Origin of the sequence: Actinoplanes ianthinogenes (assembly GCF_018324205.1) — a bacterium.
GTDB lineage: Bacteria > Actinomycetota > Actinomycetes > Mycobacteriales > Micromonosporaceae > Actinoplanes > Actinoplanes ianthinogenes.
Genome location: NZ_AP023356.1, coordinates 5,775,836 through 5,788,296 on the forward strand (window position 1 = coordinate 5,775,836; position 12,461 = coordinate 5,788,296).

The following is a 12,461-nucleotide window of genomic DNA, read 5'->3' on the forward strand; positions in this document are numbered from 1 at the left end:
CGGTTCGCGCGTCCGAACCGGGGCCGATGCCGTTTCGATTCCTGAGGCGCACGATTACCGTGGGGTCACTGAGAGTGATGTGAGGACTTGGAGTGTGACAGCGGTCATGCGGGGCGTTAAGCTACTCGCGAGTAACAAGCTCATGCCTTGAACGCGTTCATGGTCGGCATACGTGAAGACACTCACCTTCATGTTTCCGCCGTAGGTCCGGCAACGTCGCTAGAACTGCACGGGAGTCGATTGATGATCATAGGTGTTCTCGGGGAGTCGAGCCCCGGTGAGACGCGGGTGGCGGCGACGCCCGCGACCGTGGGGCAGTTGCTCAAGCTGGGATACGAGGTCGTGGTGGAGCCCGGAGCGGGGCGGCGATCGTCCTTCTCCGACGAGGCGTACGCGGAGGCCGGCGCGACGCTCGGCGATCCGTACCGGGCCGACATCCTCTTCACGATCAACGCGCCGGAGCCGGCGCGGCTGGACCGGCTCAGGGCCGGAGCGACGCTGATCGGCGTCTTCAGTCCGCGGCTCAACGAGGAGCTGGTCCAGGAGTTCGCGCGGCGGCCGATCACCGTGCTGTCGATGGACGCGGTGCCGCGGATCTCGCGGGCGCAGTCGCTGGACGTGCTCTCGTCGATGGCCAACATCGCCGGCTATCGCGCGGTGGTCGAGGCGGCGCACGCGTTCGGCCGGTTCTTCACCGGGCAGGTGACCGCGGCCGGCAAGGTGCCGCCGGCCAAGGTGCTGGTCGCCGGCGTCGGCGTGGCCGGGCTCGCGGCGATCGGCGCGGCCGGCAGCCTGGGCGCGATCGTCCGGGCCACCGATCCCCGGCCCGAGGTTGCCGACCAGGTCAAGTCGCTCGGCGGGGAGTACCTCGCGGTGCAGGCGGCGGACGTCGAGGTGTCCGCGACCGGGTACGCCAAGGAGATGTCGGACGACTACAACGAGCGGGCCGCCCGGCTCTACGCCGAGCAGTGCACCGACGTGGACATCATCATCACCACCGCGCTGATCCCCGGCCGGCCGGCGCCGCGGCTGATCACCGAGCGGATGGTGGCCAGCATGAAACCGGGCAGCGTGATCGTCGACATGGCCGCCGCCAACGGCGGGAACGTCGAGGGCACCGTCGCCGGCGAGGTGGTCACCACGGCGAACGGCGTGACCATCATCGGCTACACCGATCTGGCCGGCCGGTTGCCCGCGCAGGCGTCGCAGCTCTACGGCACCAATCTGGTGAACCTGATGAAGCTGATGACCCCGGAACGCGACGGCTGCCTGGTGCTCGACTTCGAGGACGCTGTGCAGCGCTCGATCACCGTCGTACGCGAAGGTGAACTGACCTGGCCGCCGCCTCCCGTGTCGGTCTCGGCGACCCCGGCCCCGGCGGCTCCCGCGGTGATCGCCGAGCCGAAGGCGACGGCGAAGGCGGACGGGCCGCGACGCGACCTGGTGCTCGTCGGTGTCGGCGCGGCCGTGCTCTTCCTGCTGACCGCGTTCGCGCCGGATGCGCTGCGCGTGCATCTCACGGTGTTCGCGCTGGCCATCGTGATCGGGTACTACGTCATCGGGCACGTGCACCACGCGCTGCACACACCGCTGATGTCGGTGACCAACGCGATCTCCGGGATCATCGTGGTCGGCGCGCTGCTCCAGCTCGGGCACGGTGGGCCCGTGGTGACCGCGTTGTCGTTCATCGCCATCCTGCTGGCCAGCATCAACGTCTTCGGTGGCTTCGCGGTGACCCGCCGCATGCTCGCCATGTTCACCAGGAGCTGACGCGATGAGCATCGAAACCGCAGCCCAGGCGGCGTACCTCGTCGCGGCCCTGCTCTTCATCCTGGCGCTGGCCGGCCTGTCCCGGCACGAGAGCGCCAAAGTCGGCAACCTCTTCGGCATGCTCGGCATGGCGCTGGCCCTGGTCGCGACGGTGGCGCTGGCCGTGGTCGGCGACCTGAGCGGCACCGGGCTCGCCCTGCTGCTGGTGGCGACGGGCATCGGCGCCACCATCGGCCTGTACCGGGCCGGCAAGGTCGAGATGACCGGGATGCCGGAGCTGATCGCGTTGCTGCACAGCTTCGTCGGCCTGGCCGCCGTGCTGGTCGGCTGGAACGGATACCTGCACGTCGAGGCCGACCCGGACGGCGCCGAGGCGGCCGCGCTGGAGGCTCAGGGACTGCTCGGGATCCACAGCGCCGAGGTGTTCATCGGGGTCTTCATCGGCGCGGTCACCTTCACCGGTTCCGTCGTGGCGTTCCTCAAGCTGTCCGCCCGGATGAAGTCGCGGCCGCTCATGCTGCCCGGCAAGAACCTGCTCAACGTGGGCGCGCTGGTCGCGTTCGTGGCGCTGACCGTCTGGTTCGTGATCGACCCGCAGCTGTGGCTGCTGGTCGCGGTGACCGCCATCGCGCTGCTGCTCGGCTGGCACCTGGTCGCCTCGATCGGCGGCGGCGACATGCCGGTCGTGGTGTCCATGTTGAACAGTTACTCGGGCTGGGCCGCCGCGGCGTCCGGCTTCCTGCTCTCCAACGACCTGCTGATCGTGACCGGGGCGCTGGTCGGGTCGTCCGGCGCGTACCTGTCGTACATCATGTGCAAGGCGATGAACCGGTCGTTCCTGTCGGTGATCGCCGGCGGCTTCGGCATCGAAGCCGGCCCGTCGGACGACACCGACTACGGCGAGCACCGGGAGATCCAGGCGGACGCCGTCGCCAAGCTGCTCACCACGGCCGACTCGGTGATCATCACGCCGGGGTACGGCATGGCGGTGGCCCAGGCGCAGTACGGCGTCGCCGAGCTCACCCGCAAGCTGCGGGAGAAGGGCGTCGACGTCCGGTTCGGCATCCACCCGGTCGCCGGCCGGCTGCCCGGGCACATGAACGTGCTGCTCGCCGAGGCGAAGGTGCCGTACGACGTGGTCCTGGAGATGGACGAGATCAACGACGACTTCGCCCGGACGTCGGTGGTGCTGGTGATCGGCGCCAACGACACGGTGAACCCGGCGGCCACCGAGGACCCGGCGAGCCCGATCGCGGGGATGCCGGTGCTGAAGGTGTGGGAGGCCGGTGAGGTGATCATCTTCAAGCGGTCGATGGCGTCGGGGTATGCGGGGGTGCAGAACCCGCTCTTCTTCCGGGAGAACAGCGCGATGCTGTTCGGGGACGCCAAGGAGCGGGTGAACGACATCCTGCGCTCGTTCTGAGGCGGGCTGTGGGCCCGGCAGCACGGTAACCTGCCGGGCATGCAGCCTGTCTCGAAGCTGGAGCGTCGGGTCGTGGCCGCCGCCGAGGGCGCGCTGGAGCGGCAGAAATACGTCAGCCCGCTGGACGTCCTGACCGGGATCGGCTGGGTGCCGGCCGGGCTGGTGACCGACTGGCGGCAGGGGCGGGCGGCCTGCCTGGAAGCGGTCGCGGCCGTGTCGGCGGATCGGCTGGCCGACGCCATGGAGATCTTTCATCGGTGGGTGGCGAGCCGGGGCCTGCGAGCCGGCGAGGTCGAATACCTGGCGGCCACCCGGGACCGGCGGGCGTTGCGGTTCACCGAGGCCGGCGACGCGGCGGTGGAGTCGGCGTACCGGACCCATTGGACGGCCGCCGACCTGCCGGAACAGCAGCGGGAACGGCTCATCACGCGGCAGAGCAAGGCGCCCGACCTGGTGGTGGTGCTGCCCCAGAAGGACTTCACCTGCACCGGCTGCGGGGCGACCGACGGCAACGCGCTGATCATGGAGGACGCCGGGCCGCTCTGCCTCACCTGCGCGGACCTCGATCACCTGGTGTTCCTGCCGGCCGGGGACGCGGCGCTGACCCGGCGGGCCAAGCAGGCCGGCCGGCTCTCCGCGGTGGTGGTGCGGTTCAACCGGTCCCGCAGGCGCCACGAGCGGCAGGGGCTGCTGGTCGAGCAGGCCGCGCTGGAGCAGGCCGAGCAGCAGTGCCTGTCCGACGAGGAGGCCCGGGCGCGCCGCCGCGAGCGGGACCGGGTGCGGCGTGAGGCCGCGGACGAGGTGTTCCAGGAGAAGCTGGCCGAGGAGATCCGCCGGCTGTTCCCCGGCTGCCCGCCGGCCCGGGCCGCGGCGATCGGCCGGCACGCCGGCACCCGCAGCAGCGGGCGGGTGGGCCGCAGCGCCGCCGGCCGGGCACTCGACCCGGAGGCGGTGACCCGGGCCGTGATCGCCTCGGTGCGGCACGAGGACACCGCGTACGACGAGCTGCTGATGGCCGGGGTGCCCCGGGACGAGGCCCGGGCGCGGATCCGCGCGGACATCGACCTCGTGCTGGAGCGGTGGCGGCGTACGGGATAGATAACGATCTTTACATTGGGCCAGAATCGCGGCTATGAGCGATCACGCCCCGACAGTACGGGACTACGACCTGTTCACCCCCGAGGCGATGACCGACCCGGATGCGTTCCTGCACCGGGTCCGCGCCGAGAGCCCGCTCGCCCGGCTGCCCCAGTTCGACGCCTACCTGCTGACCCGGTACGCCGACGTCAACGCCGCGCTGCGGGACAAGCGGCTGGACAGCGCCAACATGGCCCGCGTCCTGCAGCGCCTGACACCGGCGGAGCAGGAGGAGCTGGCCCCGGTCAAACAGTCCATCGAGATGTGGATGGGGCACACCGTCCCGGCCGACCACGTGCGCTTCCAGCAGCTGCTCAAGCGATATTTCACGCCGGCGATGGTGGACCGGTTGCGGCCACGGGTCCGCGAGTTCACCCACGAGCTGCTCGACGCCGTCGCCCCGAAGGGGAAGATGGACGTGGTGCACGACCTGGCGTACCCGCTGCCGGCGAACGTGATCGCCGAGCTGCTCGGGATGCCGGTCAGCGACCGTGAGCAGTTGCAGGCGTGGTCCCGGGACATCGTGCCGATCTTCGGCAACGGTGACGTGCAGCAGCTGCGCGTGGCCCAGCGAAGCATGCTGGAGATGCACGACTACCTGCGGGTCATCGCGGCCGACCGCCGCCGGGCGCCCCGCGAGGACGTGCTGAGCACATTCATGGCCGCCGAGGCCGAGGGCATCGTCACCGAGGACGAGGCGGTCGCCAACTGCGTGCTGCTGCTCTTCGCCGGCCACGAGACCACCGCCAACCTGATCGCCAACGGGCTGGTGCTGCTCTTCGACCACCCGGACCAGATGGCCAAGCTGCGGGCGGATCCGGACCTGACGCCGCTCGCCGTCGAGGAGATGCTGCGCTGCGACGGGCCGGCCGGTGTCATCGGCCGGGTCGCCACCGAGCCGGTCGAGCTGGCCGGGCACACCGTGCCGGCCGGGGAGCACATCTATCTGGCGCTGATGGCCGCGAACCGGGATCCGGACGTCTTCACCGACCCGGACGTCTTCGACATCACCCGCCGGCGCAACCGGCATCTCAGCTTCGGGATGGGCACGTACTACTGCCTGGGCGCGGCGCTCGCCCGGATGGAGACCGACGAGTGCCTGCGGATCCTGCTCGACCGATGCCCGGAGCTGCGGCCCGCCTACGAGACGCCGGACTGGCAGCCGACGATGCCGATCGGGCACCGGCTGGGCTCGCTGCCGGTCACCTTCTGACCGGCGCCGGTGCGAGGCGTGGCGCCGGCGTCACAGCCTCGCACCCCCGGCGCGGCCGGTTGCCCCCGATCGGCATCATGGGCGGATGTCGATCGGTACGGGGTGGCTCGCTTCCCGGCAGCGCAAGCTCGGCGCCGTTGCGCTGCTCCTGGTGGTCCTGGCGACGGTGGGTTTCCTGATCATCCGGAACACCGCCGAGGGCGAGGCCGCTGGGACGCGGACCGATCCCTGGGGCTCGGCCGGGATCAAGAACCTCAAGATTTCGGTACGCGTGGAAGGCGCTCTCACCTACGTCGACGTCGAGGTGAGCACCAGCCTGCCGGTCGAGGACTCGGCCAACCGGAGCGGATTCGGCCGCCGGGTCGCGAAAATCGCCTGGCGCAACCACCGCGGACCGATGGACGTGCTGGTCGTGGGCAGCGCCGTCGGCGGGAAGTGGCGGCAGCAGAGATGGCAGCGGGCCGAGCTGGAGGGTGCCTTCGGCGCCCGGCCGGCCCGGCTGGACGAGGGACAGGCGCCCCCGGCACCGCCCGCCACGGCCGAGGACGGCGAGTATCACGACTTCCCGGCCGCGGACACGGCCGCCGCCGAGGAATGGCAGCGGCGTCTGCTCACCGAGATCGGCCGGGACCACCTCGGGGTGGCGGCCGCGTCGCCGACGGTCCAGGACCGTCACGCGTGCTACGACGGGCTGTTCGGCGGCATCTTCGGGGAGAGCGCGACCGGTGACTATCAGGCGGACGTCGAGCTGGAGCTGACCCTGCCCGGCGACGGCGACCCCGAGGCGCGGCTGCCCGCGCTCGCCGATCACCTGGCCGGGCTGGGCCTGCGGGTCCGCACCGACCTGCTCGACGACGGCCTCCCCGACGTGATGGCCCGGTTCGGCGAGGAGGGCCGCCTGAGCGTCACGGTCGTCGACGCCGCGCCGGGCGCGCCGCGCCGTGTCCTCATCGGGACCAGCAGCGAGTGCCTCGCCCCGTGAACGGTCTCAGGGCAGCTCGAACGGGAGCTTGATGCCCGCGAGGGCGTCCTTGCACGGGCAGGTCCGCTCGGCGGGCAGCTTGGTCACCGCGTCGAGGAGCACGTCCCGCAGGCGGGCGGTGTTCTCCGCGAAGACCTGGAAGACCTCCTCCTGGGTCACGCCGTGGTCGCCCTCGACGCCCGCGTCCAGGTCGGTGACCAGGGCGATGGCGGTGTAGCAGAGGGCCAGCTCGCGGGCGAGGACCGCTTCCGGGTGACCGGTCATGTTCACGATCGTGCCGCCGATCGAGGTGAACCAGCGGGACTCGGCGCGGCTGGAGAAGCGCGGGCCCTCGACGACGACCATGGTGCCGCCGTCGACCGCGTTCACCCGGGTGGCGGAATCGAGCACGGTGGCCCGGCCGGCCGGGCAGTACGGATCGGCGAACGACACGTGCACCGCGCCGGTGTCGTAGAACGTCTGCTCCCGGCCGCTGGTCCGGTCGATCAGCTGGTCCGGCACCACGAACGTGCCCGGGCCCAGCTCGGGACGCAGGCCACCGACCGCGCACGGCGCGATGATCTGGCGAACCCCCAGCGAGCGCAGGGCCCAGAGGTTGGCCCGATAGGGGATCTTGTGGGGCGGAAAGCGGTGGTCCCGCCCGTGCCGGGGCAGGAAGGCGACCCGCCGCCCGGAGACCGAAGCCACCGTGATCTTGTCGGATGGCGGACCGTACGGCGTCGCCACCTCGTGTTCAATGGCGCCGTCGAGGAGTGCGTACAGGCCTGATCCGCCGATGACGCCGATCTCTGCTGCCGGGGGTGACGGGTTCATGTGCAGACCTTATCCGTGGCCGGAATCTCGGGCTAATGTGCTGAGCATGGCGTTGACGTCGAACGGGCGGCAGGTACTTCATGTTCGGTGAGGGACAGCGGATCGGAGGCCGGTCGGTGGAGTCGATGACCGGTCAGCTGCTGGTCGCCACGCCGACCCTCAAGGACCCCAACTTCGACCGGACGGTCGTGTTGCTGGTCGCCCACGAGCCGGGTGGCGCCCTGGGCGTGGTGCTCAACCGGGCCACCGAGGTCCCGGTCGCCGAGGTGCTCGGCAACTGGGGTGAGCTGGCCGGCGACCCGGCGGTGCTCTTCGAGGGCGGCCCGGTGCAGCCCGAGTCGGCCATCTGCCTGGCCCGCACCCGGCCCGAGGTGAAAAAGCGGGTGACCGGTTTTCATCCCGTCGCCGGCTCGCTCGGCACCCTGGACCTCTCCGCCGACCCGGACCGCCTGCGGGACAACGTGGCCGGCATCCGGGTCTTCGCGGGTTACTCCGGCTGGTCGGCCGGCCAGCTGGAGGAGGAGATCGCCGCCGGCTCCTGGTTCGTCTTCGACGCGCTGCCCGGCGACCCGTTCGTCGAGCGCCCGGACGACCTGTGGGCCATGGTCCTGCGCCGCCAGGGCGACATCCTGGCCGCCGTCGCCCACTTCCCCCCGGACGTCTCGCTGAACTGAGGGGGTGCTGCGAGGGGCTCCGGATGGGTGTGTAGTATTTCCAGCGTGCCCGGGGGAAACGCCGGGGACACCGGAAAGATGCAGTGCAAGGGGCTGTGGCGCAGCTGGTAGCGCACCACACTGGCAGTGTGGGGGTCAGGGGTTCGAGTCCCCTCAGCTCCACCCTTGAGAAACGCCCGGACTTCGGTCCGGGCGTTTCTGTTTGCGGCTGCCTACTTCCGCGCCGCCCGGGGTTGATCATCTCCAGGGCCCGTTGGCGAAACGCCCGGACCAGGATCCGGGCGTTTCTGTCGTGCGTCATGGCTCAGGCGGCCGGGGCGACCTGGAACTGGTAGTAATTGCTGTATTCGCTCAGGGTGCCGTCCGGCTTGACCGCGTAGACCTCGACGAAGTGGTAGCCGTCGGTCTCCGGGGTCCAGGTGATGGTGGCCCTGCCGTCTTCGCCCGCCGGGACCACGGTCGGTTCGGCGCTCCAGTCGTCGAAGACGTAGCGGTACGAGGCGACCTCGTGCCAGCCCGGCGGTGGGGAGAAGGTGAACGAGCCCGTGACGCCGACGCCGCCGGTGGGTTCGGCGCTGACGTCGTCGTACACGTCGGAGTGCACGCCCGGCCAGGGCAGGAACGTGTAAGTCCAGTTCGCCGGCGCGGAGGTGAACCCGTCGTCGCTGACGCTGCGGACGGTGATCCGCGGGCCGCCCGCCTCCGTCGCGAAGAAGCTGTAGTACGCCACACCGTTCTCGTCGGGCGTGCGGGAGTCGGTGTAGTCCTGGCCCGCCCGCTCGATCTCGTATCGCGTGACCCCGGTGACGCCGGCGGCCGGCGTGATCTTGAGCAGCACCTGCTTGTTCCACTCCGGGGTGCCGCCCTCCACCGTCACGGTCGGCTCGGACGTGGGGATCAACAGGTCGTAGGTGGTGCTCGGGGAGCTGTTGCCGGCCAGGTCGATGGCGCGGACGGTGAGCTGTCGCACGCCGGAGTCGTCCGGATTGAGGGCGATGGTGACCTTTCCACCCGGCGTCGACGCCTTCACCGTGCGCGGCTCGCTGAACGGGTCGTGGCACACCAACTGGCCGTACTCGTCATCGGTCGTGCAGATCCCGCCGACGCCGAGGCCGTTCCAGGAATACTGGAATCCGGCGATGTCCTTGTCACCGTGGCCGTCGAAGACGAACTCCGGGTACTCGCCGACCGGACCCCACGTGCCCGGGGTGTAGTTGGTCGTGGTGACCTCGGGCGCCGACGGCGCGGTGCCGTCGTAGGTGAAGAAGCACTTCTTCGACCAGGCCGAGGTCTCGGTCCCGTCGCTCACCCGGGCCTGCCAGCCGTACGCCTGCCCCTGCACCAGGTTCGCCTCGGGAACGAGGACCGAGGCCACACGTCCGGTCCGCGGGTACTGGTCGGTGAGGATCGTGCGGTTGTCCGGGCTCTTCACCGGCCAGACGGCGAACTCGGCGGTGATCCGCTCCCCCTCGTCCGGGTCGGTGACCAGCGCCTGGAGGCGCCCGAAGTTCGTCACCGGGTACGGCTTGAGCTGCGTGCAGGAGCGACCGCCCGTGTAGAGGTGATTGCTGTCCACTTTGGGGACGGTGTTGTAGGACAGGCTGAGCTGGACGGTCTTGTACCAGTTCAGCTTCCGTGCGTACGCCGGGTCGGCCTCGTGCTCGGCCGAGACCCGGAGTTCGAAGGTGACCAGTCGCTGCTTGGCCGCCTTGGCGTCGGCGATCGCGGCACTGACGTCGAACCCGATCGAGGCCGTCGGGCAGTACTCGGAGGTCTGGATCTCGTCCAGCCTGGTCAGCTCGGACGGCGCCTTTTTCCAGGTGGGCACCGTCGACACGGCCTTGGTGCGCCAGATCTCGATCGACCGTTTGGTGCAGTCGGCCGCGCTCTTCTCCTGGACGTACACGGTGCCGCCGGTGAGCAGCGCCCCTTCGTACCGCGACAGGTCGAAGGTGGCGTAGATCCGTGACGTGTGGGTCACCCCGGCGTCGTCCGTCGAGGTGCCCAGCGGTAGGTCGATGCCGTTGCCGGTGGGGAATGCCTTGCCCGGCTGGGCCGAGTCGGTCCAGCCGGCCACGACCTGTGGCGGCGAGTCAGGGTGCCAGGCGGCCGAGGCGACATCCGGAGTGGCCAGCACCACTCCGAGACCGGCGGCGAGCGCCGCAACCCATGCTTTCTTCACTTGTCGTCCTTTCGCGGCCGGCGAGCCCCCGCTCGCCCCGCCCGCAGAAAGTCAACTCTCCTGACTGGTTGTTGATCAACATATTTATTGTCACGGATCAATGAAGAAGGGCGGGTTCGCGCACCGGTGACAGGCCGTGGGCGATGCGGTCCGGCCGTTTTCCGTACGCCGTGAGCACGCGCGTCCGGCAGCCCGTTCGCCGGCCGGGGGCGGACTGGTCAGTTCTGGTCGTCCGGGGGTTCGACGGCGGCCTCGCGGCGGCGGAGGTCGGCTTCGCGGCGGCGGAGGTCAGCCTCCCACTTCCGCATCAGTTCGGCGTCCTCCCGGCGGGAGGCGGCCAGGCCGCGGAGAAACTCCGGGTCGTCGTCCGGGGCGAGCGGGCCGCGGCGGGCCGGGCGTTCGGACTCGGGGAAGCCGGAGCCGGGGCGCCAGGTGGTGCCGTTGCTGAGGCGGACCGGGCGGGCCGGGCGGCCGGCGATGAACCAGGCGATCGGGCCGATCGGGGAGAAGAGCAGGATCAGCAGCACCCAGACGACCCGGGGGAGGGCGCGGATCGCGAACTCCTCGGTGGCCAGGCAATCGATCAGGGCGACGACCAGCAGCGCCAGGTCGAGCAGCGCGAAGAGCGAATAGAGGCGAATCACGCGGCAGATGATGCCAAACGAGTGGCGGAAATACTGCCCCGGATCCGCTGGTCACGGTTGCCCGCTCGGGGTGGGCCGCGCACCTTGCCGGACGTGGCCGGGACGATCTGGTGGGTACCGCCGGCCATGGTGCGGTATCAGGCGGCGAGCGAGCCGGTCGTACCGAAAGAGGGCGCCCCGGCCGGTGGTCGCGGGGCGCCGGAGGAGGCGATCGGTCAGACGCCGAGGTGCCGGCGGCTGATCAGCGTCTGGAGCTCGGCGACCAGCTGCTTCGGCGAGAGCGGCTTGGGCAGGTAGCCGTCCGCGCCGGAGATCAGGCCGGCGTCCACGTCGTAGGCGTGGTTGTTGCCGGAGACCATGAGGATGGCCATGTCCCGGATCGCCGGGTTGCTGCGGGCCAGCTGGCACAGCTCCATGCCGTTCATCGCCGGCATCCGGACGTCGGTGATCATGCCGATCGGCTTGGCGACGGTGAGGATGCGGGCGGCGGTGTGCCCGTCCTTGGCGCCGAGCGCGCGGTATCCGGCCGCTTCCAGGCTGACGGTGAGCATGTCCCGGACGTCGGCGTCGTCGTCGGCGATCAGGATCAGGTTCTGGTTCATTTCGCGGGCTCCTCCTCGTGGACCTTCCTGATCGGCAGGGCCGGCGGCGGCGGCAGAACTCCGCGGTTGCGGTCGAGTAGCGGTGTCCTCTGCTGTCCGCAGAAGAACGCGGCGGTCGCGGCGGGCACTGGGCAGAATCCGGCGATGGCTACCTTTTCTCTCCAGGCCAAGCCCGACGACGCGGCCGAGTGGCTCGACCTCGCCCGCCGGGCCGAGGCCGCCGGCTTCCACACCCTCTACACCCCCGACCACCCGGGCAGCTGCACCTCGCCGTTCGTGGCGCTGGCCGCGGCCGCCGCGGTGACCAGCACGATCCGGCTCGGCTCGTACGTGGTGAACGCCGGCGTGCGCGAGCCGATCCTGATCGCCGCCGACGTGGCGACGCTGGACGTGGTCTCCGGCGGCCGGGCGGTCCTCGGGATCGGCGCCGGGCACACGCCGGCCGAGTGGACCGCCGTCGGACGGGAGCGCCCGGGCGTGCGGGAACGGGTGGACCACTGCATCGCGGTGGCCGAGGCGACGATGCGACTGCTGGCCGGCGATGGCATGGCCTCGCCGCGCCCGGTGCAGGAGCGCGTGCCGCTGCTGTTCGGCGGGGGCAACACCCGGCTGCTGCGCTGGGCCGCCGGGCAGGCCGACCTGATCGGGCTCTCCGGGCTGGGGCGGACCCTCGACGACGGGCACATGCACACCGCGAGGTTCCACCCGGAGCAGGTGGACCGGCAGGTGGAGCTGGCCGGGGGCAAGCCGGTGGAGGTGCTGGCCCACTACGTCGAGGTGACCGGGGACGGTGCGGCGACGTACGCGAAGTGGGCGGTGGACGCCGAGGTCAGCGAGGCGGAGATGGCGGTGACGCCGTATGCCCTGGCCGGGACGGTGAGTGAGATCCGGGCGAAGCTGGCGGAGAACGAACGCCGCTGGGGGATCACCCGGTACACGGTGCGCCGCCCGGCCTTCGAGGTCGCGGCCGCGCTGATGGCGGCATGAGTCCGGCCGGGCCGCCCCGCGGGCGGCCCGGCCG

The 12,461-nt window shown here is 70.8% G+C and carries 11 protein-coding genes and 1 tRNA gene; 8 read left to right on the forward strand and 4 right to left on the reverse strand.

The genetic code is table 11. From position 1 onward, the window contains the following. The first annotated feature begins 243 nt into the window (after positions 1–243). The 5 genes from Aiant_RS26135 (at position 244) to Aiant_RS26155 (ending at position 6,525) form a co-directional block, all read left to right on the forward strand. Positions 244–1,770, forward strand: coding sequence for a Re/Si-specific NAD(P)(+) transhydrogenase subunit alpha (locus Aiant_RS26135; RefSeq protein ID WP_189329470.1), 1,527 nt, complete (start codon positions 244–246; stop codon positions 1,768–1,770). Positions 1,771–1,774: 4 nt separating this feature from the next. Beyond that, positions 1,775–3,193 carry a Re/Si-specific NAD(P)(+) transhydrogenase subunit beta gene (gene pntB, locus Aiant_RS26140; protein ID WP_189329471.1) on the forward strand — a complete coding sequence of 473 codons (1,419 nt, stop codon included), beginning with the start codon at positions 1,775–1,777 and terminating at the stop codon, positions 3,191–3,193. 39 nt (positions 3,194–3,232) lie between these two features. After that, positions 3,233–4,291, forward strand: coding sequence for a DUF2293 domain-containing protein (locus tag Aiant_RS26145; protein ID WP_189329472.1), 1,059 nt, complete (start codon positions 3,233–3,235; stop codon positions 4,289–4,291). A gap of 34 nt (positions 4,292–4,325) precedes the next feature. Then, the gene (locus Aiant_RS26150; protein WP_189329473.1) at positions 4,326–5,543 is read left to right on the forward strand and encodes a cytochrome P450; all 1,218 of its coding nucleotides are present in this window, start codon (positions 4,326–4,328) and stop codon (positions 5,541–5,543) included. 85 nt (positions 5,544–5,628) lie between these two features. Next, a complete protein-coding gene (locus tag Aiant_RS26155; protein WP_189329474.1) occupies positions 5,629–6,525 on the forward strand; it encodes a hypothetical protein in 897 nt (298 codons plus the stop codon). 6 nt (positions 6,526–6,531) lie between these two features. Here Aiant_RS26155 and Aiant_RS26160 read toward each other — a convergent pair whose 3' ends face one another. Beyond that, positions 6,532–7,338: an S-methyl-5'-thioadenosine phosphorylase gene (locus tag Aiant_RS26160; protein ID WP_189329475.1), complete on the reverse strand. Its 807-nt coding sequence runs from the start codon at positions 7,336–7,338 to the stop codon at positions 6,532–6,534. An 80-nt stretch (positions 7,339–7,418) separates the two neighbouring features. Between Aiant_RS26160 and Aiant_RS26165 the strand changes: the two genes are divergently transcribed. Both Aiant_RS26165 and Aiant_RS26170 read left to right on the forward strand, forming a co-directional pair. Continuing rightward, positions 7,419–8,012: a YqgE/AlgH family protein gene (locus Aiant_RS26165; protein ID WP_189329476.1), complete on the forward strand. Its 594-nt coding sequence runs from the start codon at positions 7,419–7,421 to the stop codon at positions 8,010–8,012. Positions 8,013–8,101: 89 nt separating this feature from the next. Beyond that, positions 8,102–8,174, forward strand: a tRNA-Ala gene (locus Aiant_RS26170). 142 nt (positions 8,175–8,316) lie between these two features. Here the strand turns inward: Aiant_RS26170 and Aiant_RS26175 are convergent. The 3 genes from Aiant_RS26175 to Aiant_RS26185 form a co-directional block, all read right to left on the reverse strand. Beyond that, the gene (locus Aiant_RS26175; protein ID WP_189329477.1) at positions 8,317–10,194 is read right to left on the reverse strand and encodes a hypothetical protein; all 1,878 of its coding nucleotides are present in this window, start codon (positions 10,192–10,194) and stop codon (positions 8,317–8,319) included. A gap of 218 nt (positions 10,195–10,412) precedes the next feature. Next, positions 10,413–10,838 (reverse strand): PLD nuclease N-terminal domain-containing protein, encoded by a 426-nt coding sequence (locus Aiant_RS26180; protein WP_189329478.1) that lies wholly within the window; start codon positions 10,836–10,838, stop codon positions 10,413–10,415. Between the two features lie 215 nt (positions 10,839–11,053). Beyond that, on the reverse strand, positions 11,054–11,440 hold the full coding sequence (locus Aiant_RS26185; RefSeq protein ID WP_189329479.1) for a response regulator transcription factor: 387 nt from the start codon (positions 11,438–11,440) through the stop codon (positions 11,054–11,056). A 144-nt stretch (positions 11,441–11,584) separates the two neighbouring features. Between Aiant_RS26185 and Aiant_RS26190 the strand changes: the two genes are divergently transcribed. Further along, complete coding sequence (locus tag Aiant_RS26190) at positions 11,585–12,427, forward strand: LLM class flavin-dependent oxidoreductase (protein ID WP_189329480.1); 843 nt, start codon at positions 11,585–11,587, stop codon at positions 12,425–12,427. The last annotated feature ends 34 nt before the right edge of the window (positions 12,428–12,461 follow it).

Excerpts from the sequence above, each read along its gene's own strand:
- Aiant_RS26150 (WP_189329473.1), top strand. The coding sequence starts at position 4,326 with ATGAGCGATCACGCCCCGACAGTACGGGACTACGACCTGTTCACCCCC.
- Aiant_RS26145 (WP_189329472.1), top strand. The coding sequence starts at position 3,233 with ATGCAGCCTGTCTCGAAGCTGGAGCGTCGGGTCGTGGCCGCCGCCGAG.
- pntB (WP_189329471.1), top strand. The coding sequence starts at position 1,775 with ATGAGCATCGAAACCGCAGCCCAGGCGGCGTACCTCGTCGCGGCCCTG.
- Aiant_RS26190 (WP_189329480.1), top strand. The coding sequence starts at position 11,585 with ATGGCTACCTTTTCTCTCCAGGCCAAGCCCGACGACGCGGCCGAGTGG.
- Aiant_RS26185 (WP_189329479.1), bottom strand. The coding sequence starts at position 11,440 with ATGAACCAGAACCTGATCCTGATCGCCGACGACGACGCCGACGTCCGG.
- Aiant_RS26155 (WP_189329474.1), top strand. The coding sequence starts at position 5,629 with ATGTCGATCGGTACGGGGTGGCTCGCTTCCCGGCAGCGCAAGCTCGGC.
- Aiant_RS26160 (WP_189329475.1), bottom strand. The coding sequence starts at position 7,338 with ATGAACCCGTCACCCCCGGCAGCAGAGATCGGCGTCATCGGCGGATCA.
- Aiant_RS26165 (WP_189329476.1), top strand. The coding sequence starts at position 7,419 with ATGTTCGGTGAGGGACAGCGGATCGGAGGCCGGTCGGTGGAGTCGATG.
- Aiant_RS26135 (WP_189329470.1), top strand. The coding sequence starts at position 244 with ATGATCATAGGTGTTCTCGGGGAGTCGAGCCCCGGTGAGACGCGGGTG.